The organism is Bradyrhizobium sp. LeoB3 (assembly GCF_055456055.1).
The window spans coordinates 229,867-252,493 of record NZ_JBVBEF010000001.1; the positions used below are offsets into that span (position 1 = coordinate 229,867).

At 59.5% G+C, this 22,627-nt stretch carries 24 protein-coding genes and 1 tRNA gene; 15 read left to right on the top strand and 10 right to left on the bottom strand.

Going from position 1 to position 22,627, the window contains the following annotated elements; all coding sequences use genetic code 11:
• The first annotated feature begins 26 nt into the window (after positions 1-26).
• The 3 genes from ACZXDY_RS00995 (at position 27) to ACZXDY_RS01005 (ending at position 2,600) form a co-directional block, all read left to right on the top strand.
• Positions 27-887, top strand: coding sequence for an alpha/beta fold hydrolase (locus ACZXDY_RS00995; RefSeq protein ID WP_464344105.1), 861 nt, complete (start codon positions 27-29; stop codon positions 885-887).
• A 39-nt stretch (positions 888-926) separates the two neighbouring features.
• Positions 927-1,901 (top strand): zinc-binding alcohol dehydrogenase family protein, encoded by a 975-nt coding sequence (locus tag ACZXDY_RS01000; protein WP_464344106.1) that lies wholly within the window; start codon positions 927-929, stop codon positions 1,899-1,901.
• A gap of 192 nt (positions 1,902-2,093) precedes the next feature.
• Positions 2,094-2,600 carry a YkgB family protein gene (locus ACZXDY_RS01005; protein ID WP_464344107.1) on the top strand — a complete coding sequence of 169 codons (507 nt, stop codon included), beginning with the start codon at positions 2,094-2,096 and terminating at the stop codon, positions 2,598-2,600.
• Between the two features lie 214 nt (positions 2,601-2,814).
• Here ACZXDY_RS01005 and ACZXDY_RS01010 read toward each other — a convergent pair whose 3' ends face one another.
• Positions 2,815-3,669, bottom strand: coding sequence for an SDR family NAD(P)-dependent oxidoreductase (locus ACZXDY_RS01010; RefSeq protein WP_464344108.1), 855 nt, complete (start codon positions 3,667-3,669; stop codon positions 2,815-2,817).
• Positions 3,670-3,795: 126 nt separating this feature from the next.
• On the opposite strand from ACZXDY_RS01010, the gene ACZXDY_RS01015 reads away from it, so the two are divergent.
• The 3 genes from ACZXDY_RS01015 to ACZXDY_RS01025 all read left to right on the top strand — a co-directional run bounded on the left by ACZXDY_RS01015 (position 3,796) and on the right by ACZXDY_RS01025 (position 6,671).
• Positions 3,796-4,185 carry a response regulator gene (locus ACZXDY_RS01015; protein ID WP_028161613.1) on the top strand — a complete coding sequence of 130 codons (390 nt, stop codon included), beginning with the start codon at positions 3,796-3,798 and terminating at the stop codon, positions 4,183-4,185.
• A gap of 621 nt (positions 4,186-4,806) precedes the next feature.
• Positions 4,807-6,024 carry a GGDEF domain-containing protein gene (locus ACZXDY_RS01020; protein ID WP_464344109.1) on the top strand — a complete coding sequence of 406 codons (1,218 nt, stop codon included), beginning with the start codon at positions 4,807-4,809 and terminating at the stop codon, positions 6,022-6,024.
• 23 nt (positions 6,025-6,047) lie between these two features.
• Positions 6,048-6,671 (top strand): peptidoglycan recognition protein family protein, encoded by a 624-nt coding sequence (locus ACZXDY_RS01025; protein WP_464344110.1) that lies wholly within the window; start codon positions 6,048-6,050, stop codon positions 6,669-6,671.
• A gap of 92 nt (positions 6,672-6,763) precedes the next feature.
• Here ACZXDY_RS01025 and rpoH read toward each other — a convergent pair whose 3' ends face one another.
• Positions 6,764-7,660: an RNA polymerase sigma factor RpoH gene (gene rpoH / locus ACZXDY_RS01030; RefSeq protein WP_208825205.1), complete on the bottom strand. Its 897-nt coding sequence runs from the start codon at positions 7,658-7,660 to the stop codon at positions 6,764-6,766.
• Positions 7,661-7,844: 184 nt separating this feature from the next.
• Positions 7,845-8,849: an RluA family pseudouridine synthase gene (locus tag ACZXDY_RS01035; protein WP_464344387.1), complete on the bottom strand. Its 1,005-nt coding sequence runs from the start codon at positions 8,847-8,849 to the stop codon at positions 7,845-7,847.
• Positions 8,850-8,966: 117 nt separating this feature from the next.
• Between ACZXDY_RS01035 and ACZXDY_RS01040 the strand changes: the two genes are divergently transcribed.
• The 5 genes from ACZXDY_RS01040 (at position 8,967) to ACZXDY_RS01060 (ending at position 12,236) form a co-directional block, all read left to right on the top strand.
• Positions 8,967-9,302, top strand: a complete 336-nt coding sequence (locus ACZXDY_RS01040; protein ID WP_464344111.1) for a hypothetical protein — start codon at positions 8,967-8,969, stop codon at positions 9,300-9,302.
• Between the two features lie 53 nt (positions 9,303-9,355).
• Positions 9,356-9,430 (top strand) — tRNA-Glu (locus ACZXDY_RS01045).
• 252 nt (positions 9,431-9,682) lie between these two features.
• Positions 9,683-10,156, top strand: coding sequence for a hypothetical protein (locus tag ACZXDY_RS01050; RefSeq protein ID WP_464344112.1), 474 nt, complete (start codon positions 9,683-9,685; stop codon positions 10,154-10,156).
• Between the two features lie 376 nt (positions 10,157-10,532).
• Positions 10,533-11,567, top strand: coding sequence for a DUF2806 domain-containing protein (locus ACZXDY_RS01055; protein WP_464344113.1), 1,035 nt, complete (start codon positions 10,533-10,535; stop codon positions 11,565-11,567).
• A gap of 186 nt (positions 11,568-11,753) precedes the next feature.
• Positions 11,754-12,236, top strand: coding sequence for a hypothetical protein (locus tag ACZXDY_RS01060; protein WP_464344114.1), 483 nt, complete (start codon positions 11,754-11,756; stop codon positions 12,234-12,236).
• Positions 12,237-12,283: 47 nt separating this feature from the next.
• On the opposite strand, the gene ACZXDY_RS01065 is transcribed toward ACZXDY_RS01060, so the two are convergent.
• The 5 genes from ACZXDY_RS01065 to ACZXDY_RS01085 all read right to left on the bottom strand — a co-directional run bounded on the left by ACZXDY_RS01065 (position 12,284) and on the right by ACZXDY_RS01085 (position 17,061).
• Positions 12,284-12,550: an HGGxSTG domain-containing protein gene (locus ACZXDY_RS01065; protein WP_464344115.1), complete on the bottom strand. Its 267-nt coding sequence runs from the start codon at positions 12,548-12,550 to the stop codon at positions 12,284-12,286.
• The gene (locus ACZXDY_RS01070) at positions 12,547-13,209 is read right to left on the bottom strand and encodes a hypothetical protein (protein WP_464344116.1); all 663 of its coding nucleotides are present in this window, start codon (positions 13,207-13,209) and stop codon (positions 12,547-12,549) included. Before ACZXDY_RS01070 ends, ACZXDY_RS01065 begins: the two co-directional genes overlap by 4 nt.
• A 515-nt stretch (positions 13,210-13,724) precedes the next feature.
• Positions 13,725-14,699, bottom strand: coding sequence for an HlyD family secretion protein (locus tag ACZXDY_RS01075; protein WP_464344117.1), 975 nt, complete (start codon positions 14,697-14,699; stop codon positions 13,725-13,727).
• Positions 14,696-14,914, bottom strand: a complete 219-nt coding sequence (locus tag ACZXDY_RS01080) for a DUF1656 domain-containing protein (protein ID WP_464344118.1) — start codon at positions 14,912-14,914, stop codon at positions 14,696-14,698. The genes ACZXDY_RS01075 and ACZXDY_RS01080 overlap by 4 nt, the downstream gene beginning before the upstream one ends.
• Positions 14,911-17,061: an FUSC family protein gene (locus tag ACZXDY_RS01085; protein ID WP_464344119.1), complete on the bottom strand. Its 2,151-nt coding sequence runs from the start codon at positions 17,059-17,061 to the stop codon at positions 14,911-14,913. The genes ACZXDY_RS01080 and ACZXDY_RS01085 overlap by 4 nt, the downstream gene beginning before the upstream one ends.
• Before the next feature lie 28 nt (positions 17,062-17,089).
• Between ACZXDY_RS01085 and ACZXDY_RS01090 the strand changes: the two genes are divergently transcribed.
• Entirely contained in the window at positions 17,090-17,917 is an 828-nt protein-coding gene (locus ACZXDY_RS01090) for an AraC family transcriptional regulator (protein WP_464344120.1), read from the top strand.
• 296 nt (positions 17,918-18,213) lie between these two features.
• On the opposite strand, the gene ACZXDY_RS01095 is transcribed toward ACZXDY_RS01090, so the two are convergent.
• Positions 18,214-18,840, bottom strand: a complete 627-nt coding sequence (locus ACZXDY_RS01095) for an Lrp/AsnC family transcriptional regulator (RefSeq protein ID WP_028161630.1) — start codon at positions 18,838-18,840, stop codon at positions 18,214-18,216.
• A 308-nt stretch (positions 18,841-19,148) separates the two neighbouring features.
• On the bottom strand, positions 19,149-19,952 hold the full coding sequence (locus ACZXDY_RS01100) for an AraC family transcriptional regulator (protein WP_464344121.1): 804 nt from the start codon (positions 19,950-19,952) through the stop codon (positions 19,149-19,151).
• 242 nt (positions 19,953-20,194) lie between these two features.
• Between ACZXDY_RS01100 and ACZXDY_RS01105 the strand changes: the two genes are divergently transcribed.
• The 3 genes from ACZXDY_RS01105 to ACZXDY_RS01115 all read left to right on the top strand — a co-directional run bounded on the left by ACZXDY_RS01105 (position 20,195) and on the right by ACZXDY_RS01115 (position 22,531).
• Positions 20,195-21,154, top strand: coding sequence for a LysR family transcriptional regulator (locus ACZXDY_RS01105; RefSeq protein WP_464344122.1), 960 nt, complete (start codon positions 20,195-20,197; stop codon positions 21,152-21,154).
• 444 nt (positions 21,155-21,598) lie between these two features.
• Positions 21,599-21,970, top strand: a complete 372-nt coding sequence (locus ACZXDY_RS01110; RefSeq protein ID WP_464344123.1) for a VOC family protein — start codon at positions 21,599-21,601, stop codon at positions 21,968-21,970.
• Positions 21,971-22,045: 75 nt separating this feature from the next.
• The gene (locus ACZXDY_RS01115; RefSeq protein WP_130223075.1) at positions 22,046-22,531 is read left to right on the top strand and encodes a flavin reductase family protein; all 486 of its coding nucleotides are present in this window, start codon (positions 22,046-22,048) and stop codon (positions 22,529-22,531) included.
• The last annotated feature ends 96 nt before the right edge of the window (positions 22,532-22,627 follow it).

The window sequence follows — 22,627 nt, forward strand, 5'->3', positions numbered from 1 at the left end:
CCTTCGACACAAAACAGGAACTCTTCATGACCAAGGTTCATTACCGGAAGGCAGATGTCGACGGCTTCAAGGTATTCTACCGCGAGGCTGGGCCGGCCGATGCGACAGCACTGCTGCTGCTTCACGGATTCCCAAGCTCCGGTCATATGTTTCGCGAATTGATCCCGGCCTTGTCGGATCGCTTTCGCGTCATAGCGCCGGACCTGCCCGGCTTCGGCCAATCCGACATGCCGTCTCGCGACAGGTTTTCCTACACGTTCGACCGATTGGCCGACGTGATCGAACGCTTCACCGAAGTGATCGGGCTCACCCGTTTCGCGATCTATGTGTTCGATTACGGCGCCCCGACGGGCTTTCGACTGGCTGTTCGCCATCCGGAGCGCATCACGGCAATCATCTCGCAGAACGGCAACGCCTATGAGGAGGGGCTGAGCGAGGGGTGGAATCCGATCCAGGCCTATTGGCGAGATCCTTCGCAGGCCAATCGCGACGCGCTGCGATCCTTCCTCGCCCCTGAGGCGACGATCTGGCAATATACGCACGGCGTGGCCGATACGACCTCTGTGTCCCCGGACGGCTATTCACTCGACAATCTCTATTTGGCCCGCGCCGGCGCCGACGAGGTTCAGCTCGACCTGTTTGGCGACTACAAGAGCAACGTCGCGCTCTATCCGGCTTTCCAGGAGTACTTCCGCAAGCACAAGCCGCCGTTCCTGGCGGTCTGGGGCAAGAACGATCCGTTCTTTCTGCCGCCAGGCGCGGAGGCATTCAAGCGAGACATTCCGGGCGCGCAAGTCCGTTACTTCGATACCGGTCACTTTGCACTTGAGACTCACTGCGAAGAAATCGCCGCCGTGATCCGCGATTTTCTTTCGCGCTTGAAGTGAAATGTGCGGCCCGAACAGTCTGTTTCGAAGGGTGGTCCGATGCGCGCAATCGTTCTCGAGAAATTTGGCGGCCTCGACAGCCTGGTGATCAAGGAGATCCCGGAGCCTGAGCCGAAGGCGGGATATGTCGTGATCCAGGTGAAGGCGTTCGGCATCAACCACGCCGAATTGCATATGCGCAGGGGCGAGTGGGCAGAGGCTGCTCCGGTCAGCGGCATCGAGTGCGTCGGCCTCGTCAAATCCTGTCCGGGCGGCGAGTTTCCGATCGGCGCGAAAGTCGCCGCGCTGATGGGCGGGCTCGGCCGCACGATCAATGGCAGCTATGCCGAATATACCCGCGCGCCGGTTTCGAATGTCGCGCTGATCGAATCGGATCTGCCCTGGGCCGAACTCGCCACGATTCCCGAAACCTATGCGACCGCATGGACCTGCCTGTTCCGCAATCTCGAGATCGAGAAGGGGCAATTGCTCGTCATTCGCGGGGCAACTTCTTCGTTTGGTCAGGCCGCGCTCAAGATGGCCGTCAATGCCGGGGTGTGTGTGATCGCAACGAGCCGCAGCCGCGATCGCTTCGCCATGCTCGAAAAGCTCGGCGCCGAGCGCTGCGAAATAGAGCGCCGTGATTTGTCGAAGGTCATCCCCGAGGCAAAGAAGATCGATGCGGTGCTCGACCTCGTGGGCAATACCGTCATGCTGGATTCTCTCGCCATGCTTCGGCGCGGCGGCCGTTCTTGTCTCGCCGGTTGGCTCGGCGGCCTTGATCCGATCCCCGACTTCAATCCGCTGCTGCAGATGGCCAGCGGCGTCTATCTGACCTTCTTCGGCAGCTTCGTGTTCGGGACCCCGGGCTTTGCGCTCTCGGACGTGCCACTTCAGCAGATTGCCGCCGACGCCGCCGCGGGTCGGCTCGACGTGAAGCCCGCCCGGATCTTCCGTTTCGAGGAGATCCGCGAGGCGCATCGCGTCATGGAGGCCAACGAGGCCAAAGGAAAATTGGTCGTCGTGCACGCGTGAGCCCGCGCGCCAGGCTGCATTGGCGTTGGCGGTGAGCATCACCTACGACCGCTATGAACGCGGCCGACCCCATACACATCGTTGTGAACCAGGGAGTTGTAGGTACCCGTAACGACGGGCGCTGCCCATGCGTACGGGATGTCATGAACTTCAACGCGTCAGTGCAGTCGGTCAAGGAAAGAGGCGATCTACATGAAGATGCCCTTCAACATGAAGACGCGATTCCATGTCGCCGAAAAGGGCGACGGGCCTTACGGCCTGCTGGCTATCCTCCGCTGGGTCATGGTTGTCATCTTCGTGTCGTTCGGCATGCAAAAGTTCACGCCGCAGTCGGCGCAGGGCATTGTTCAATTCATCAGCAATAGTCCGTTCATTTCGTGGTTATCGGTGCTGGGTATCCGGGGAGAAGCGCATTTCCTCGGCGTCGCCGAGCTGGGTATTGCCGTGCTTCTTGCGGCAGGCGCGTTCAGCCCGATCTTGTCGGCGGTCAGTTCGCTGTTAGGCATGATTACGTTCGCCATCACCTGGTCATTCTTCTTCACGACGCCCGGTGTCGTTAAATGGAGTTGGTCGACCGACCCGATGGCCTGGAACTTGACCGGCGAGTTCATCTTCAAGGACATCGTCCTGCTTTGCGTCTGTGTCGTGTTGTTCCTGGCTTCTTTGCCGCGATCTTTCATCCGATCACGTCGTATGTGAGGGGGGTCCTTCTTCGCCATTGTTGCGGGGTTCTCACTCTCCGTCATTGCGAGCAAAGCGAAGCAATCCATGCTTCCGCAAGTGGCGAAATGGATTGCTTCGCTCCGCTCGCAATGACGAGAGTCGTAGGATGGGTAGAGCGCAGCGAAACCCATCATTCGCGCGGCTTGCTCCATCGCGATGGGTTTCGCTGCGCTCTGCCCATCCTACGGCGCTATCGCGAGGACGTCCCCGCTTGCGCCGTCTCTCTCCCGAGCCGCCGCTGCAGCACTGACCAATAGGTCGCCGGCAGGAAGCGTTGCAGCAGGTCCATCAAGCGCGCGTCGCTGCCGATCAGGATTCGCGGCCGGTTGTTCTCGACGCCTTGGATGATGGAGCGCGCAGCGGCAGTCGGTGTCGTCCTGGCGGCCGCATCGAACCATTCGATCGCCTGTGCGCGGCGCGCATTGTCTGATACGCCGGCGCCGGTGCGGGAATTACGGACGATGTTGGTCGCGACGCCGCCCGGATGCACCACCGACAGCCGCACCGGGCTGCGTGCGGCGGCAAGCTCATGCCGCAGGCTTTCGGAGAAGCCGCGCACCGCGAATTTCGAGGCGCAATAGGCGGTCTGGCCGGGCGGTGCGACGATGCCGAAGATCGAGGACACGTTGACGATATGCGCCTCGCGCTGCCGCGCAAGCTGCGGCAGGAAGGCCCGCGTCGCATGCACCGTGCCCCAGAAGTTGGTGTTGAACAGCCACTCCATCTGCGCCTGCTCGATCTCGTGGAACTGGCCGAGCAGGGTGACCCCGGCATTGTTGATGAGGATGTTGAGGGACGGGTGCGCGCTGGTTGCGGCCTCCGCGAAGTCCGCGATTTGATCGGTTTCGCCGACGTCGACGCGATGCACCGTGACTTTCGGCGCGCCTGCTTTTGCAACCTCGGCGGCCACCGCAGCAAGGCCGGCGTCGTCGCGGTCGGCCAGCGCGAGATCGGCGCCGCGTGCGGCAAGCTCGAACGCGAGCGCCCGGCCGATGCCGCTGGCGGCTCCCGTCAGGGCCACCGCGCTTGCCGAGATCGTAGTCATGCGATCAGCTCCCAAAGAGGAAGGGGAACCATCTGTAGCACAGGGTTCCGCAAGTTTTTCAAATTCGAACTGAACCAGATCGCGGTGCAGGTTTTAACTTGCTTTAACTCCACGAACGGAGGCGCCATGGAACAGGCAAGAACGCCTCGCGCGAGAGCGCTCATCGTCGAAGACGACCCGATGCAGCGGCAGATGATCGGGCTCTTGTTGGAAGAGAGTGATTTCGACGTGATCGAATGCGCCAGCGCCGAAGCCGCCGAGGTGGTTTTGCAGCGCGACGGCGAGGATATCGATCTGATGATGACCGACGTCGAGCTCGCCGGCTACAAGGACGGCGTCGAGCTCGCTCACATCGCCAAGCGCCGCAATCCGGCCCTCGGCGTTATCGTCACCTCGGGCAAGCCGCTGAGGCGGCAGCTGCCCGATGGCGCCAAATTCTGGTCGAAGCCCTGGGCACCGCTGGATGTGATCCGCGAGGCGGAGCGGACGGTGCTGGCGCGGGATGGAGCGCGTTAGGGCATAATCCCATGCGCGTTGTGGGCTTCCGATCGGTGGGTGCAAAATCAAACGGCGGGCCGCAAGCCCGCCGGTTTGACCAACCCGGTTGAGCGCCCGGGCAGGGCGAGCGCGCGCCGCCGCCCGGGCTGAAACAGTTACTTCTTGGCCTTCTTCTTCTTGGTGGCCTTTTTCGCCTTTTTCGCCTTCTTCGCTTTCTTAGCCATAGTATCCTCTCAGGGTTAAATGGATTGAAACGCGACGCTGAGGCATGCTTGGCGGAGGGCCAACCTCGCAACATCCTCGGTTGGCAAGCTCAGCAGATTCGCGGCGTGCTGCCGCGGGCTGTCACCTCACTGTCATCGTGTTATCCACAACTGTTACGCAGTTTGACACGGTTTTTCGCCGCACTGCCACGCTCCACCGCGCGCGCCACACGCGCCCGGCGGCATCGATGGTCAAGCTGGTAAGGTTAATGCTGCGGAAATTCGATCTTTATTGTTTCAAAACCACAGCACCGAATAGGCGATCAAATTGAGATTCCGTTAAGCCAGACGACGGCATGTTGCCGGTCGCGAGAGAGCCGTCACGAGCGGCCCGTTCACCTGTGGGAAGGGGCAGGATGCACATCCTGGATTTGCGGTGCTGAGCGTTCCGACGCTGTGGACGGTATCCGTCACCAACTTTTTCGCGCTTGGCCTAGTCTGGGTCTACGTCTCGCGCTGCTATCCCAAGTTCGAAGCAGCGCGGTTCTGGACGGCGGCTGCGTTTACGGCAATCGCGGGTGCCGCAGCTTCGATGCTGCGCGGCGTGGTCGACTTCAGCCTGCTGCTGATCGGCTGCAATGCGCTTCTGACTTTCGCCTGCTGGTTCGTGGTCATGGGCGTCCAGCGGTTCTACAACCTGCCGATCTCCTGGCGCATGCCTGCGCTCGGTGTCGGCCTGACCTGTATCGGCCTCGCCTATTTCCAGTTCGTGCAGGACGACATGCCGATGCGGATCGCGATCTATTCCCTCGGACAGATCATCCCGGCGGCGGTGACGTTGCATTTGCTGATCATGCGGCGCGACGACCAGAATCCCGGCGCCCGCCTTGCCGCCATCTGCTGCGCTCTTCTCATTATCGCCTATGGCGTTCGCTCGGTCCTGGCGCTGATGCGGGTCGGGGGCGATCTCTCGATCGTCGATTTCAACGGGATTCAGGCTGCGCTGATCCTGATCGTGATATTCCTGTCGATGGCCTGGAACTTCGGCCTCCTGTTGATGGCGATCGACCGGCTGCGCAACGAAGTCGCCGATCTCGCGCTGCTCGATGACCTCACCGGGGTCGGCAATCGCAGGCATTTCGTGCAGCGGCTGACCGAGGAATGCGCCCGCTCGGTGCGCAGCGGCGAGCCGTTCGCGCTGCTCGTGATCGACCTCGACGGCTTCAAGCGTATCAACGATACCCATGGCCATGCTGCCGGCGACGCCTGCCTGCAGCATTTCGCGCTGATGGCGCAGACCCGGTTGCGCCCCGCCGACATGCTGGCGCGCAGCGGCGGCGACGAGTTCTGCATCGTGCTGCCGTCGTCCACGCTGGCTGAGGGGGCGATGATCGCCCGCCGCGTGCTGGAGGTGTGCCGGGCCGATGCGGCCGAATGCTCGGGCCAGGAGATCCCGATCGCGGTCTCGATCGGGGTTGCGCAATGGACCAGGGAGATCGGCGCCTATCCGGACCGGCTGATCGCCGCCGCCGACCGGGCGCTGTATGAAGCCAAGAAACGGGGCCGCGACGGCTACGCGATTTCCGAGCCGGCTCCGCCGTTGGTGCCCGAGATCGCCGACATGCCTGACATCGTGCGGTGCAAAACGGCGTGAAGCCGCCTCACGGGGGCCGATGCATGAACCCTCGCCTGCTTGCGGCGGCGCTCTGCATCGCCGCGCTCGTCACGCCGGCCGTCGCGCAGACGCCTGACCTTGCGGCGATCGCGCGATCCTCGGGCACACCCGAAATCCCCGGTCTGAAGATGGTGTGGCTGGCGCCCTGGGGCGACGTCGCAAGATCCCATCCCTGGCGCAACATCATCGTGCACCAGACCGAGGGCCCGGCGGGCTCGGCCCGCGGCGGCGCACAGGCGCAATCCAAAAACCCGAGCCGGCGCGGCGTGATGGTGTGGATCGAGACCGACGGCACGGTCTATTGGGCGGTCGACGAGAAGCTGGTGACGACCCATGGCGACGGCGCCAACCGCAACGACAACAAATATATCGACAACGGCCCGACCTATCACCAGGTCGTCGCCGGCAATTCGATCGGCGTCGAATTCGCCGGCAACTATCCCGACGTGACGCGTCCGCCTACCGAGGCGCAAGTCGCGGCGTGGCGGATCCTGGTGAAGGTGCTGCGCAGCCGCTACAACATCCCGCTCGAACGCGTCTACGCCCACAACTGGATCGACTTCAAGGACGCCCGCTATTGCGAGGGCTGCGCCCTGGCGAAGATGGCGCGGGAGTGGGGCGAGTAGGCGGGAGCCGCGCGTTCAGCGGGTTCATGGTCGCAAAGAAAAAGCCGGCGTTGCCGCCGGCTTTGACCGAGTGATTTGTTCTCGTCGCGCTGTCAGTGCGCGGCTTCGAGCGCCGCTTCCTGCTTGGCGATCGTGCCCTTGACGGCCGATTGCACCTTCTCGAAAGCGCGGACCTCGATCTGCCGCACGCGTTCGCGCGAGACGCCGAATTCGGCGGCGAGGTCTTCCAGCGTCATCGGCTCGTCCGCGAGGCGCCGCGCCTCGAAGATGCGGCGTTCGCGCGGGTTGAGCACGTTGATGGCGCCGGTCAAAGCCTGGCGGCGATGATCGAACTCTTCGCTCTCCGCCATCAGGGCTTCCGCGTTCGGCGCGGTGTCGACCAGCCAGTCCTGCCATTCGCCTGCTTCGCCGTCGTCGCGGATCGGCGCGTTGAGCGACGCGTCCCCGCCGAGACGGCGGTTCATGTCGATCACGTCCTGATCCGTCACGCCGAGGCGGCTCGCAATCAGCTTCACCTGGTCGGGGTGGAGGTCACCCTCGTCCAGCGCGGAGATCTTGCTCTTCGCCTTGCGCAGGTTGAAGAACAACTTCTTCTGGTTCGCGGTCGTGCCCATTTTCACGAGCGACCATGAACGCAGGATGTACTCTTGAATCGACGCCTTGATCCACCACATGGCGTAGGTGGCGAGACGGAAGCCCTTCTCGGGCTCGAACCGCTTCACCGCCTGCATCAGGCCGACATTGCCTTCCGACACGACTTCGGATATCGGCAAGCCGTAGCCGCGATAGCCCATGGCGATCTTGGCCACGAGCCTGAGGTGGCTGGTGACGAGTTTATGTGCCGCGTCGCGATCGTCGTGCTCGCGCCAACGTTTCGCGAGCATATATTCCTCCTGCGGCTCCAGCATCGGGAACCGACGGATCTCGGCGAGGTATCTGGAAAGACCGGATTCTCCATTGAGAACCGGCAACGTAGCTGTACGGGCCATACTTGCGCCCTCCAGTGGTTCAGGCCCCCGATAGCGGCGGGCCCGGCAGGCGGCCGCTGTGTTAAAGCCGACCGGCTTGCGATGTTCCGCGTTGGATATTCAACGCAGGTGCAACAATACACCCAATGGCCCCCGATAGGGAAGGATTGCTGACGTCACGTCCCCGTGTGGCTGGTATATCATATCAATGGTTTTTCAGGGGGTGCGTCATAGCGCCACCTCCGAGAGCGCCTTTCAGGAGAAGCAAATCCTCCGGTAAAGGCGCCTCCCAATGCAAAATTTCCCCGGTCCTGGGATGCTCGATGGTAAGAACGTACGCGTGGAGCGCCTGGCGGCCGAGGGCGGCCAGCGCTGCTTGCGCCTCGAGCCCCAGTTGGCTGGCCTTGGTCTTGAAATGCGGCCCGTAGACCGAATCGCCTAGCAGGGGATGGCCGATATGGGCGAGGTGCACCCGGATCTGATGGGTGCGTCCGGTCTCGAGCCGGCAGGCCAGCAGGGAGGCGACCGGCTTGCCGTCCCGGCCCTGAAACATCTCCTGCAGCTCCCAGTGGGTGATCGCCTCGCGCCCGCCTTCGCGCACCGCCATCTTCTCGCGAGCATAGGGATGACGATCGATCGGCGCATCGATCGTGCCGCGCTGGCGGTTCGGCACACCCCAGATGAAAGCCATATAGCCGCGCTCCATCTCCCCGGTGCGGCCATGGTCGGCAAATTGCGCGGTCAGCGACTGGTGGGCCTGGTCGTTCTTGGCGACCACCATCAAGCCGGTGGTATCCTTGTCCAGCCGGTGCACGATCCCGGGACGCCGCACGCCGCCGATGCCGGAAAGGCTGGCGCCGCAATGGGCGATCAGGGCGTTGACCAGCGTGCCGCTCTCATGACCGGCGGCGGGATGCACCACAAGCCCGGCCGGCTTGTCGATGACGATGAGGTCGTCGTCCTCGTAGATGATATCGAGCGCGATATCCTCGCCCTTCGGCTCCGGCGGCACCGCCTCCGGAACCTCGACTATAACCGTGTCGCCTGCGGCGACGTGAAAAGCAGGGTCGCGGACGGGAGCGTCCTTCACCGTGACGGAACCGGCGAGGATCAGCGCCTTCAGCCGCGACCGCGACAATTCCGGCAGGCGCGCGGCGAGCACCCGGTCGAGCCGGGACGAGCCCTCATCGCCCTGAACGACGACCGCCAGCCGTTGGCCGCCGGAGGGGACGTCAGGGCATGGGGCGCCCTGTTCTTCTTCGTTCACGCTTACTTTCTTCGGCAAAACCGGTTTCCACTTCCGCAGATCATGTTTAAAGAGCCGCCCATGACCGACGCAACGATCCCTGAACCGACCCAAGAGCAGGCCGCCCTGATCGCGCGGGTGCGGCGGATGATGCTGATCGCGGGCCTGACCTCGGCGCTGGCAGTGGCCGTGGTCCTCATCGCCGTCGGGTATCGCTTTTACCGCGGGGAGGGAAGCCCTGCCGCCGCGACCGACATCACGGCAACCCTGCCGAAGGGCGCACGCATCGTCGCAACCGGCATCGCCGGCGATCGTCTGGTGGTGACCCTCGATACAGGCGGGGCCACCGAAATCCGCACGTTCGACGCAAAAACGCTGAAACCCGCAGGAAAACTCCGCTTCGTCAGCGAACCCTGAGCCCAGCTCGCTTGCAGTTTTCGGTTTTCGAGGCTATTGCCTGAGACCGCAACGCTCCCTTCGTCTAGCGGTTAGGACGCGGCCCTCTCAAGGCTGAAACAGGGGTTCGATTCCCCTAGGGAGCGCCATGATTTCAATGCGTTACTATCGCTCTAGGCAAATCATCAATATCCGTCGAATAAACAATCGCGAATGTTCGCGAATTTTCCGTGCTAACGCTATCGCCAAGAAGGCCATCCGAGGATGAATTCTTAGGTCGGATCGATTTGGAGAGCGGCGTGGGGGAAGCTAAGCGACGCAAGGCTTTGGCAGCCCAGCTAGGGCCAGTGGTGTATCATCACACGAGCACCCTTCGAACTAACTTACTTTGGATGTCTGGAGTGGTCGAGCTCGAGGGACGCATGGGGCCGGTCATCCATCCGAACCTCGGGGAAATAGGCACAGATGCGGTGCGACGCCGCGCCATGACTGACTTCCCGCCTGTCGCGTGGTTTACCTCGAATATCTCGGTGCCCAATTGCCTGCGCAACAGCCAGATATTCTTGATCGACAAGGTGACCGGTGAGCCGCGCTACGAGGAAGTCGCGGGGCAGAAGCTTAGCGATGCTATTGCCCTTAACCGCGTAGCAATTGGCTTTCGGGTTTTAGAGAACCCATCCGTCATTCCCTGGCCAAATCATCCTGGCTATGTCACACGGAGGGGCAGGAACTCAACGCAAGCGCACGGGATGTCGGCGATAATCCTGATGATTGGTATGTTTCAGAACAGCCGGTCGATTTGCTTAAATCGGTGGAGTTTTGGCATTCCCGGTCGGTCACGAATCCCAGCTTGGTGCGTTTTGACCCATACCTGAAGGACATGCACAACATGGTGCGCACGTGCCGTGCGCAGAAGGGTATCTACATTCCACCAACTTGGATGAAGACCGAGCACGCGCAGGCCTTTGCCTCCGCGATTGGCGTTCCCGCCTATTCTGGTGACCAGGACATTTCGGGTTTACTGCCCAAGCCGCCGTTTCGACGAATCTAACTTTGACTCGCCGATGCTGCGACGCGCCAAAAAACGCGAACCGCACGAAGCAACGCTTACAGCTCTGTTGAGCGAACTAAGGCCGGCGGGCGTCGTGTTCATAGAACGCGGCGTGCAGTTTCGAAAGTGGCCGCCTAAGCCTAGCTGTTATATCCCAAAGCGCTCGGTGAGAGCGAGCCTCACTTTCCAGGAATTGCATAATGTCTCACGATTTGCCCGTACCAACGGGAGACAAGCCGCTTCCCAGTATGAGCGATTGGATAGCGAACTGGATCGGCTTTCAGCTTCCAAGCATACCCATGCCCCAAACGGTTAAGAACCTTGATAAGGCCGTCGCCAAAATATTGCTGGCGGCTGGTGAAAATGCGGAAGCCCGCATCAAATCGAACACGGCAAAAGCGAAGGCAAAAGGAAAAATCGATGTCGATGGAATGTATCGATCAGAGGAGGAGAGGAGAAAGGTAGAGAATCGAGCAGCCACCATAAAAGTGGCTGTAGATGAGATGAACGAAAACACCGATCACCGAGACGCTTCGGGCGAAATAGATGATGATTGGTTAAATCTCTATTCTCGCTTGGCCGAGGATAAGACGTCAGAGGAACTTAGAAGCCTATTCGGCAAGATTTTGGCGGGTGAAATACGGAAGCCCGGGTCGTTTTCACTGAGGACAATGCAATTCATCTCGACTCTATCAAGAGAGGAGGCGCACAAGATTTCAAAATTTTATTCGTTCGTTCTTGCTCGAAGATGCGCACCGCTTCCAGAAGACGTCAATGCAGAAACCGAACCCGGATTTGAAGCACGAAGCCTCATGGAGGAACTCGGTTTAGCATCTACACCGAATACATTAGGCGGCCTGGCGCTTACATTCTCGATGCGGCCTCGTTCGACGTTACCTCTTCAAGCGTCAGAACTTTCGATCATGATTCATAACGACACGGACCAAGAACTTAAATTTCAATTTGCATGTCAGATTCTAACAAGCACAGGAAAAGAGCTTGCAGCCATTGAAAACCCACCTAGTACATCGATCGAATACTTAAAGCGTGTGGCGCAGTTTCATTTCGAGATAATAAAGACCACTAGGCTGCAAGATATTGTCGATGGCAGAATCAATGTCTCTGTCGTCAGAGTAATTCCCGTTGCAAACGGCGCGTGGACGGCCGGGGAAGTTCTCTATACCGCCGCTATGCCAGGGCAACCGCCAGCTTCGCTAGCTGACATCGCGCAGTGATGGCAGCATTTCGCGAGTGGCAACCTTCGCCGCCCCGCATCAAGCCCATTGGAAACGCATAAAGCGCCTATCGGCCGACCATGAGTCCGGTTACTGTTCGGAGAGCGGAGGGGCGGCTTTTTTGCGGGCGTCAGCTGCGCTTTTGTGCGCTAGTCTAGATTTCACACTCAAACGGGGAATATTTTTATGGTCGTTGCAGAAGCAATGATGGGCGTTAGTGCCTTCAAGGCGGCGATGGATATTACGAAGGGACTGAAGGATATTGATGATCGAACCAGAAGGAATGAGGCTGTCATAGAACTTCAAGAAAAAATCCTCGGAGCACAGTCGGCGCAAGCGGCGCTGATTGAGAAGATAAGCGATCTTGAAAAAGAAGTGGCTCGCCTTAAAGCATGGGATGCAGATAAGCAACGCTACAAGCTTGAGGAATTGCGCCCCGGTGTTATCGCCTACTCTCTTAAGGAGGACATGGCAAACGGAGAACCAGCGCATAAGCTTTGTACTGCCTGCTATGAGGTAGGATTCAAATCTTTCCTCAAGCCGGAAACGTGGAATCCGGGCAGATGCAGTATGATTGTATGTCATGGCTGCGGTTGGTTCGCCTATCTCAGCGGGATGGCTGACCCGTCCCATAAAAGCAACCGACCAACCCCTTACCGAGGAGATTGATCCGTCGCTGATTTCTTTTGGTTTGCGCGCTGTCTGCGAAAAACAAATCATTTGATCACTTCCAACAACTTCCGCGCCTCACCTAGCAACACCTGAATCTGCCTTCGCTCGGCGATTGCAGCCCTGGTGAACAGGCCGTGCTTGCGCGCGTTCTGGTTTGACATTGGCGCGCCGGATCCCTGTGCGCCACCGTGCATGCGGCAGCGCTTTTTGCCGTGCACCGCCGGCGAGCGGCACGCGCCGCCGCAACGGGTTTTGGCGCCACAACGTGGGCTCGCCAGCATCGGGGCGGTATTTCTGATGTGATCGCTCATGCCTGTGCTTCCCGCCTGGCATCAGCGGAATCGCGCCCTCGCTTGGAGCCCGAGGCTTTCGGCGCCTTTCGCGCCACCGAGGCCCGGTTCTTGTCCGAAACAATCACGCTCGCATGCTGCGTGACGTTGCCGACAATGGCCTTGCCGCCGTCCTCCACCTTCACGTTCTGCACGGTGATGGCGGGCTCGCCATGGCTGCGGTAGCGGCTCAGCGCATCGATCTGGGCGGGAAACGTGCGGGCGAGCCGGCCCAACGCGCGCGCGGCGCTGTCGTGCTGGGCGAGGTCGTCGGCACTGGCGAGGTGATGGGCACATCGCATCGCCATCACATGAACCGAAACCATCTGCGCCACCAGCATGGCCTCGATGGAATCCCTTGGGCGAATGCTCTTCATCATTGAAATCATGAAGGACAGGTTGACCTCGTCGGGGCTGCCGCCGCTCACGCTGGCCCTGACCAATTGCCGGAGGATGCCATCCATCGCTTCGCGATCGGTTGCCCCCAGCGCGTTCGCCATGAGCTGTTCGCCGAGCTCCGGATCGGGATGGTCGATGGAGAATCCGTGCGACGAGAGCCTTATCCGCGGGGCTGCGGCAGCTTTGGCCGGGTCGGTTGCGGCGATCGCCGTTGGCATGGCGAGGCTTGGGGCGGTGGTCATGTCGAGACTCCCTGGCATGCGCGCGGCAAGCGGGCGCGGTTCGGCCACGCGCAGTCATGGTTCACCGCGCGGAGCCGGTGCAATTTCAATTGTGGGTGAGGATTCTTGGACCGCAGTCGCAACCGACGCGCCCGCTACTCGCGGGGCGACGGGCGTTTACAAGATCGCGGGATGATGAAGGAATGCCCCTGATTTGCCCGACGTGTCAAGTTGCCATTCGAGCGCTAGCTGCCGCCTGCACCTTTGCATGGGGTTGTTTTCGATATTTGAGAGTGCGCACCTTCGAAGGGGAGTCCTCCAACGTCACCCGCAGGCAAAGGCACGGTGCGATACGCACGGTAGCGGGTATTGAGTTGCATGGCCGACCTGCAGACGAATATTCCCGCGGGGCGCCTAAGAGCATTATACTGCAATCTCAATTACATAAGAGTTCGCAGTTTTATTCTGAGTGGCGCGCCATGCTGCGCCTTTCCACGCTGGAGTACGACTTTGTACGATTGCGCCAGTAGGTTCGTTCAAAGCTTACGCGCTGCTGATCGCCCGAGACCGTCTTCCCGATCGAACACCCGCAAAAGGCGCGAGATACCCGACCCGAGCATTGACGTGACCACTGGATTGAGACCGGTGTCGCTGTCGATCTGAACGGTGACGGTTCGCCCGACGATCAATTCATCCGCATTGTCATTCACGTCGAGCTTGATCCGGACGGGAATGCGCTGAGCGAGCCTGACCCATGAGAAGGTCGGATTGATATTGGCAAGCATGCTCGCACCCAAACTTCGTTCACGATCTTCGATTCCGCGGGCGATGCTATCAACTTTTCCTCTCAGGATCGAACCGCCCATCAACCTGACATCGGCAGCGTCGCCTACATGGATGCGTGCGAGTTTCGTCTCCTCAAAGTAGCCTTCGACGCGCACCGTGTCGGTCTCGATCAAAGCCATGATGCCTCGACCCGCCGGAAGGTAGGAACCTGGACGCAGATCGAAGTTCGTCACGTAACCATTTACTGGGGTGCGGATCTCGGATCGGGTCAGATTGAGACGTGCGACATCCAAATCCGCTAGGGCCTGATTATAGGCAGCCTTGGCCTGAAGGTCTGCGGCGCGGACCGTCTCGCGCTGCTGTTGAGAGATGACCCCATCGCTCAGCTTTTCATAGCGGGTGCGATCGCTCGCAGCTCTCTCAAGGGCGGCTTCCCGGTTTGCCACCACAGCCTCTGCCTGTCGGACCGCCAGACGAAATCGCTCCGGATCCAATCGAAGTAGGACGTCCCCTTTGCGAACCGCCTGATTATCTTTGATCAGAACTTCCTCGACCAGGCCGGAAACGTCCGGAGCGACCACGACAACGTCGGCCCTGACGTGGCCGTCCCGCGTCCAGGGAGCTTCTTCGTAGTGGTCCCACATGCCGATGGCGACCGGTGCCGCAATGGTGAGAACCAACGTGGTGACAAAGATGCGCGGCAGAATCGAGCCTCTCCCGGTCATGGCAGCAACTTCCCCAAGAAAGTGTAGGATATATCGACGAGGATCGCGAAGATCGCGAATTCGAATAACGCCGGGTGCCACGCGAAGCTCTTGATCCCTGACGAAACGAATCTCTTGAGCACTGCGGATAAAGTGATCCCGAGTCCGAGCGCGAAGATGCAGGCGACGACAAAGGTCGGCACGAACACACCTGCGACGTTGATCTCTTCGTTCATTGCGCAACTTCGTCAAAAGTTGGAGCTGGCGCGTTCGGGAAGAGCACGCGACGTAGGCCGACTAATGCGGGCAGCCGTGTTTGTTGGATTGCGGCGTCCGATTTGCAATGCTGGCGCAGCTCCACATCGATCGCCGCGAGCAGCGCCTGTGCCTCGGTTGGACGAAGCTCGCCGTCCCCCGACGCAAACCATCGGAAGGCGTGCGACAGCTTGGCGGGGAGATCTCCGAGAGTCGTGCCCCGCCGGCCGTTAACGCTCACCACGCTCGACTTTAAGTCGAGCAAGTCCAGGCCCATCTGCAGCGCGGCCAGCGAGCGGCCGGCTTCTGCCTCTACATCCGCGCCGGATAGCGCCAATCTTGGAACGACCAGGCCGAGACGGTCGAGCATCACGCCCACCCACCGCTCTCGGTTCATCGGTCGGCGGGCGCCGGCGAGGATCGCCAGGTCGACCCATCCGTGCCGGATTAGGCGCCTCGCAGCGTGCTTCGCGGTCACCGAGCGGAATGTGCGGACAGCCAGGAAGGCGGCAATGAGGCCGATGAGTGAGGCGGCATTGGTGTTGGCGAACGAAGCGAAGTCGGCCGAGAACCTGTTTTGAAGATCAAGCGCCCCGATCAGACCGAGGCCGAGGGCCAACGCTTTGAGGATGTGACGCGGATTGGCCTGCAGATAACCGATGATGAGGAACGGCGGAGCCAGCGCGGCTGCTAACATTGGAAATCCGTCGATCGCGGGGAAGATCAGAAACAGGTAGATGGCCGCGATCGGCAGCGACGCCACTGTCCAGATCGTATAGGACATCAGGGTCGGAGCGGGATCGTCGAGGCTGCTGTAGAGCGCTGCGGCGATCGTGGCTATCTGCGCGGCGATGCCACCTTCCGGCCAGGCGGTTGCGATCCAAACGGCGCTGCAGCCAAGCACGGCCGCGAAAAGAGCGACGACGGACAAGGCAGCGAGCCCCTGGTCACGATGGAGAGTTCTCTTGGCGCGGCGGACTTTCGGGCGAGATGCCGTAGTCGGGTTGGAAGTAACTTGCGATCCATGGATGATCGCGGACAGTTCGTGGGTTGCAGCCAGTGCTTCGATTAACGCCGCCGCCTTGGCGATCATGCTGGATGCGAGAAGCCTGTCCCATTCGTCTTGCGCGGCGGGCAGTGCAGCGTCAAATTCCGCGCATCGGCGGAGCAACTCGGTCGCGCTCAGCCGCGAATCAATTGGATCGCGCGCCCATTCGCCGAGTTGCGAGAGAAGTTGATGCAATTCCGGCGTGCGTCGCTCGCCGAGCGCAGCGAGCCTATCTTCGATCGCCGTTAGCATGGGGAGCACGAGCGCGAGCTTGTCCTGTAAGGCACGAATCGCCCATAGCTCCGGCTTTGTCGCGGCTGTGTCGTAGCTGAGGTGGGTTGATAGCACTTCGAAGTGGGTGATGTCAGCGGCCAACCGCCAGCGCGCGGAGTTTCCTTGCGTTGGAGTGTGATCCAGCAAGACATCCGCCGTCCAAGCGAATGCATCACGAACCGCAGCATCGATTGCCTTGGTCAGGGCGCCTGTGACATCGCTCGGAAACAGCAGCGTATGGACGACTGTTGCACAGCAGATCCCGAGCGCGATTTCCTCGACGCGTGCCAAGGCGACGTCGAAAACCAAATCAGGAGCAGCTACGCTTGAGAACGCGACGGTCGTCGCCGTGTATCCCGCCAGCATGAAGGCGTAACTGCGGGGAGTCCGGTCTTGAAGGGAGACGTACAGACAGAACGCTGCCCAGCCCGTGATGGCAACGGTCATCAAGGTCGGCTGATCGACCAAGATCGGAACAAGCGCCACGGCGGCGCAGGCGCCGAGCAGTGTGCCGAGCAGACGGTAAACGGCCCGTGAACGGACCGCGCCGGCGAGTGGTTGGGCAGTAAGATAGACGGTGAGCATTGCCCAGTAGGGTCTCTGTAGGCCGAGACGAAACGCCAGATAAATTGCGAGCATCGCCGCAATGAACGAATTGGCCGATAGCAGCGCCCACTTGGGGTCGAGGGTACCTGGAAATGCGATGTGTCCGAAAATTCGGGACAGAGTGATTCGTGTCATGGTTCTACGTCGGGTCCGTGAAGCACCCGAACGATAGAACTTGCAGCGCGCCAGGAATTTCGCCACTTTGCCAAATAATTGCTAAGTTATGACAATGCGTGGCTCTCTCCTCCAATACTACCGTGAATTGGATCCGGACGCGCTGGACCGTCCGGTCGCTGCGCTCATGGTCAATACTCAAGAGAAGGAAGACGAAGTTCCGATCCACACACATCGGAAAGGACAGTTGGTTTTGGCGCACCGCGGTGGCGTGACGTGCGAGGCCCCCAGTGGACTTTGGATGGTGCCTCCGCGATGTGGCGTCTGGATCCCCGGCGGCATGCCGCACAGCAATCGAGCGACCGCCAATGCCAGCATCTATTTCCTATACGTAGACATGAATGCGGCATCCGTTCCGAAGGAGTGCTGCACGCTGTCGATCACCCCTCTTCTGCACGAACTAATCCATCGCTTGGCGACGCTGCCGCCCCTCTATAATCCGGAAGGACCAACGGCTCAGATCGTCGTGGTTCTGCTGAACGAGCTCATCGAGATGCCGACCGAGCAATTGCATCTTCCAGTTACGCGCCACTCAAAACTACGCGCGATCGCCGATGCCTTGATGGAAAATCCTGCGGATCGCCGCACCGTAGCAGAATGGGGCGAGGCCATTGCGCTCGGCGAACGGACGCTCATGCGCCTCGTCGTCGCCGAGACCGGCATGACGTTCAGTCGCTGGCGTCAACAACTCCACATCATAATCGCTCTTCAGCGGTTATCCGCGGGAGAGTCTGTGCAATCGGTATCTGAAGTTCTCGGCTACGATTCCGTTAGCGCATTTATAACAATGTTCAAGAAGGCGCTCGGCAAATCGCCGGCGCGGTATTTTTCCGATCGCGTCAACAAGCGGGGCGAAGGGGCGGCGGAACCGGAGTTCAACTAGATCCTGCAGCAGCGAGAGATCCGGTGCCGAGCGCGAAGCACGAGATCGAGCGCTCTTTCCGGCATCGATATATCTTCAACGACGGCCGCCAGCCAATCGCACGAACGAGGAATGTTCCCGATCGCACTCCGTCACTAGGTTGCTCGGTCGATCGAGCAGCGTCAAAGATTTCCGATGAGGCGACCAGCCGTCTTTTAAGATCACTTCCCCTGAGGATTGAAATCAAAGTTCTTCGTTTCGAACGATCTCGATCCCGAATCCGGACAGACCTTTGAAGCGATGGATTGACGATGTCGCTAAAAGCTGGCTGCATTATGATCAAGGGTGCGCGAAGTCTCGATGCTCATGCCGGCGTCGATCCTCGTCTGAGGGGCTGCGTCGTATTGTGGCTTAGCCGGCCTCTCGATGCGCTTGGAAGCCAGGTTGCATGACTTGATCTGAACCGGCTGGTTTGAGTCGATAGGAAGTACCGTCTTGTGAGAAATCCGCTTCAAAGCCAAGTTTGAACGAATGCTCGAAACACCCGGTATGCGCGAGAGCTTGTTGACGATGAGGTCTTCAAGAGCCTCGATGTCGGGCACCATCACGCGGAGAAGATAGTCGCTGTCTCCCGTCATCAGGTAACACTCCATCACTTGGCTCAAGCGATCAATTGTGCGCGTGAAGTTCTCAAGTGATAGCTGGACTTGCTTTTCAAGCTTGACTTGGATGAAGGCGGTAACGCAGATGCCGAGGACCGCTGGATCCAGTACGGCAATTCGTCGATCTATCACCCCGAGCTTTTCAAGCGTACGAACTCGGGCGAGGCAGGGCGACGGTGAAAGATTGACGCGGGACGCAAGCTCGACGTTGGTCAGGTCGGCGTTCTGCTGCAGTTCATTCAGAATCTTTATGTCGATCCTGTCGAGAGCCGTGGTTGTCATATCGTCTTCTCCCAGGGCAAGCGGTAGCTTTATCGAGGCCCGGCCCCGCGCGTTATCTCGCGTGGTGACATCTCGATGACAGGGATGCTAACCGCAGTTGCGACTGCGAAATTTCGACAAAATGACGACTTATATCGAAAAACCGTCAATTTCTCAGGGCTGGCCGTGCAGGCATGAGGCAACCCGTGGCGGGATGCCGTCCACTCGAAAACAAGTGTGCGTGCTCAAACGCCTGCGACCGAACGGCTAGAGTCCGAACACAAAAAGGCGGATCCTGCGACCGATAGAAGAAATAAAAAGCAATCGTCTTAATCTGCCACTGACGCCTGCTCGGAGCGTTCTTGAAAGTATTTGGCAGGAGATTTCCCCAGAGCCTTCTTGAACATCGTAATGAATGCAGTGGTAGAGCCGTAGCCCAACGTGGCTGCAACCTGATGGACCATCGCGCCACCGCAGAGTTCCCGCAACGCGACCATTAGGTGTATTTGCTGTCGCCAGCGTCCGAAGGTCAGACCTGTCTCCCGCTCGACCAGCCGAGAAAGCGATCGTTCGCTCATCGCTACACGATTGGCCCATCCAGCCAATGAAGATCTATCGGCTGGAGTTCTGGTCAGAGCGTCGGCTATGAGCTGAAGTTTTGGGTTACCGGAAATGGGCAGCGAAAGATCCTCGACCGGCTGGACGGTCAATTCATCAAGCAGAACTCTGGCAAGCCGACCACAATGACTGTCAGGATCATAATGTCGCGGCATGACCGCGAGCCGGAGAATCATCTCGCGGACCATCGGGCTGATCGACAATGTGCAGCATCTTTCCGGAAGGGCCGCTGAATCCGGCTCGACGAACAGAAGGCAAATCATCGCGTTTGCTGTTGCCTTGTTGCTGTGCTCAAGGCCGCCCGGGATCCACACGCCGGACTGCGGAGGTACTATCCAGCGAGTGCCTGGAACGTCGCAGGTGATTCCACCACGGAGTGCCAAAACGAGCTGACCTTTTCTGTGAGTGTGGATCGGCGTCTCGTTATCATTATCTAAGACGTCCATTCGAACGGCAGTGGCCGCGACGGGACAATCGTCCGGATCGAAGTCAGAAAAACCCAACTGCACGGTCATGTCCGCAATTGTCGATATTTGGAGATGATTTGGCAAGGTAACTTAGTCCTTTCGCCGCTGCGGAAGTGTAGGGAATAGCGCCATCTATTGAGGCAAGATGCAAATGCGCGTTCTTATTTCCCGAATGATCAATTCGAATCTTCAATTGCAAAGTGAGCTCAGTGGAAAACTGTTCTCTCTTGAGGAAGGGCTGGAGAAAGCGCCTCTGAAGGTATCGGAGCCTTAGAACAGGTATACGAGCGATGGACCTTCTCGGTAGCCTCGGCATTTTCGTACGCGTAGCGGAAGTTCTTTCGTTCTCGGCCGTGGCGCGCGAGCGCGACGTAAGCCAGGCCGCCGTCGCCCGCCAGATTTCGCAGCTCGAAGAGCGTTTTGGCGTTCGCTTATTCCATCGCACTACGCGAAAGATCAGCCTCACCGATGACGGGCAGATGCTTGTCGTCCTTGCACGACCGATATTGGACGGCGTCGAGGACATGCTGACGGCTGTGGGACGACAGAGTACCTCTCCCATCGGATTGGTCCGGGTTGGCGTGACGGGTACCGCTGGTCGCTTTCTGGCGCAACGTCTGCCCGAGTTACTGGCGGATCACCCGGGGCTGAAGGTTGAATTGGTGGTGAGCGATCGAATCGGCGACATGATCGAAGATCGTCTCGATCTAGCGATGCGTCTTGGCGAGATATCAGATGCATCATTGATTGTTCGTCACGCCGGCACATTTTCACGCGTCGCCGTGGCCGCGCCCAGCTATATCGAAAAGCACGGCGAGCCTTCCTTGCCCGCGCAACTTGCGCAGCACACCTGCATCGTCCACGCCAGCAACCAGAACTCCGACATGTGGACGTTCGTGACCAATGAAGGTGCCCAGCAATTTCGCGTGTCGGGCGGATTTCTCGCCAATGACGCGAGCGCCGTGCATCTGGCTGCACGAAGCGGATACGGGATTGCCCATCTCGCGCTGGTCGACGTGTTCGACGATTTGCGCAGCGGCCAGCTCGTCCGTGTGCTGAACAACTTCCCGTCTCCGAACATTCCGTTCAGCTTGGTCTACTCCTCGCGCCGGCATCTTGCGCCACGTACGCGCGCGGTCCTGAATTTCATCCTGCAGGAGCTACGAGAAATTCGCGCTTTGCTTTCCGCGGATCCAGGCGAAGGTCGAGACCAAGGAAGCGACCGAAGCACTCCGGCTTTCAGCGTATGAAGTTGCACGACGTTCTGGTTCGACAGGATGTGGTTGGGGTCGCTGGCATGTTCCGCTTTGTTCGCGTTGGTGCGTGAGAAGTCGAAAAATAGGCGCGTACTGCACAAAGCAATGACGATTTGCTCACTCCAAGAGCAGAAAGCATCGATAAGTGTCCAGGGAACAGCATCGAGATGGCCGGCGATGCGATGACATCAAGTATGGCAAGCGCATTTGCGATCGAAACAGGTCGAAACCCAGCAGAGATAAATCGCCTCCGCTCGCCGCGCGCGCCGGCGCGTAATGATGCTAAAGTCTGTGTGCTGCGGCATAAAATGCTGATCAGCTAGGTGGGCGACAAACTGTTTGAGCATTAATGCTGAGAAAGCGGCGTCACAATTGCAGGACGATTGAAGTTTTCAGAGATCGCAGATCGACGGCCCGTTCGGAATCGGGAGTGAGAAAGTGAAGCTTAAGCAAGTCTATCTTACTGCCGTCGAACCCGAAGGGTTAGCCAAGTTCTACGAGGCTCTCGGATTGACGATCCGCTTCGCTGACCGTGGCAAGTGGATCCAATTCGTAGGAGAGAAAGCTGCCTTTTGTATCGCAAGCCCAGCTGAATCCGTGTCCGAGCAGTCTCACAATGCGGTCCTCGTATTCGAGGTGGATGATTTGGAAATGGCTGTCGAACGCGCGCGGGCGGAGGGGGCTGAGGTGCTTGGTGAAGTCCGGGATATGGGAGCGCATGGCCGGGTGGCCCATTTCAGGGACCCGCAACATAATACGATCCAGCTCATTCAAGTGGCGAGTAGGGCGGCAGATCAACCCTCTGAATGACTTCAGTTCTATGTGTCGGGGCAATTTATCACCATGAACTTCCGAGTGTCGCCTATGCCTAGTCAAGAAACCCCGGTGTTCAGCAGCACAGAATTCCGCAGCGCAATGCGCAACGTGCCGGGCGCCGTGTCTATCGTGACTACGGGTACGCAGCCGGGCAGGCACGGCTTGACGCTGACAGCGGGCTGTTCGTTGTCGACCGAGCCATCGAGCGTGCTCGTCTGCGTCAATAAATCGGCTGGCGCCCACGATACGATAAAGCAGAGCAGATCATTCTGTTGGAATATCCTCGCGGCAGATCACGTTGCGCTGGCGCAGAAATTCGCGGGGCAGGACGGGAGCAAAGGCGATATACGTTTCAGCGAAGGTGTGTGGCGCGAACTCGCTACGGGAGCGCCGAGTCTCATCCAGGCAATTTGTAGCTTTGATTGCCGGGTTTCCGATTCGTACGACGCTGGAAGTCATACGATTTTCATCGGCGAGGTGGTTGCACAGGCGACAAACGCTGATCTCGAACCTCTTGTCTATGTGAATGGCGAATTCACTGTACCTAAGCGCTAAGCGACCGCCGGCGAGTACCCTTCTTATGTCGGGCCCGAGCCCGGGATCTGCGTTCGAAGCTTTGCAGATCGTCGCGAACGCGGTTATCCGCGGGAG

Excerpts from the sequence above, each read along its gene's own strand:
- ACZXDY_RS01075 (WP_464344117.1), bottom strand. The coding sequence starts at position 14,699 with ATGACCGGGAGAGGCTCGATTCTGCCGCGCATCTTTGTCACCACGTTG.
- ACZXDY_RS00995 (WP_464344105.1), top strand. The coding sequence starts at position 27 with ATGACCAAGGTTCATTACCGGAAGGCAGATGTCGACGGCTTCAAGGTA.
- ACZXDY_RS01000 (WP_464344106.1), top strand. The coding sequence starts at position 927 with ATGCGCGCAATCGTTCTCGAGAAATTTGGCGGCCTCGACAGCCTGGTG.
- ACZXDY_RS01060 (WP_464344114.1), top strand. The coding sequence starts at position 11,754 with ATGGTCGTTGCAGAAGCAATGATGGGCGTTAGTGCCTTCAAGGCGGCG.
- ACZXDY_RS01025 (WP_464344110.1), top strand. The coding sequence starts at position 6,048 with ATGAACCCTCGCCTGCTTGCGGCGGCGCTCTGCATCGCCGCGCTCGTC.
- ACZXDY_RS01015 (WP_028161613.1), top strand. The coding sequence starts at position 3,796 with ATGGAACAGGCAAGAACGCCTCGCGCGAGAGCGCTCATCGTCGAAGAC.
- ACZXDY_RS01090 (WP_464344120.1), top strand. The coding sequence starts at position 17,090 with ATGCGTGGCTCTCTCCTCCAATACTACCGTGAATTGGATCCGGACGCG.
- ACZXDY_RS01005 (WP_464344107.1), top strand. The coding sequence starts at position 2,094 with ATGAAGATGCCCTTCAACATGAAGACGCGATTCCATGTCGCCGAAAAG.
- ACZXDY_RS01080 (WP_464344118.1), bottom strand. The coding sequence starts at position 14,914 with ATGAACGAAGAGATCAACGTCGCAGGTGTGTTCGTGCCGACCTTTGTC.
- ACZXDY_RS01055 (WP_464344113.1), top strand. The coding sequence starts at position 10,533 with ATGTCTCACGATTTGCCCGTACCAACGGGAGACAAGCCGCTTCCCAGT.
- ACZXDY_RS01040 (WP_464344111.1), top strand. The coding sequence starts at position 8,967 with ATGACCGACGCAACGATCCCTGAACCGACCCAAGAGCAGGCCGCCCTG.
- ACZXDY_RS01010 (WP_464344108.1), bottom strand. The coding sequence starts at position 3,669 with ATGACTACGATCTCGGCAAGCGCGGTGGCCCTGACGGGAGCCGCCAGC.
- ACZXDY_RS01105 (WP_464344122.1), top strand. The coding sequence starts at position 20,195 with ATGGACCTTCTCGGTAGCCTCGGCATTTTCGTACGCGTAGCGGAAGTT.
- ACZXDY_RS01095 (WP_028161630.1), bottom strand. The coding sequence starts at position 18,840 with ATGACAACCACGGCTCTCGACAGGATCGACATAAAGATTCTGAATGAA.
- rpoH (WP_208825205.1), bottom strand. The coding sequence starts at position 7,660 with ATGGCCCGTACAGCTACGTTGCCGGTTCTCAATGGAGAATCCGGTCTT.
- ACZXDY_RS01065 (WP_464344115.1), bottom strand. The coding sequence starts at position 12,550 with ATGAGCGATCACATCAGAAATACCGCCCCGATGCTGGCGAGCCCACGT.
- ACZXDY_RS01070 (WP_464344116.1), bottom strand. The coding sequence starts at position 13,209 with ATGACCACCGCCCCAAGCCTCGCCATGCCAACGGCGATCGCCGCAACC.
- ACZXDY_RS01100 (WP_464344121.1), bottom strand. The coding sequence starts at position 19,952 with ATGACCGTGCAGTTGGGTTTTTCTGACTTCGATCCGGACGATTGTCCC.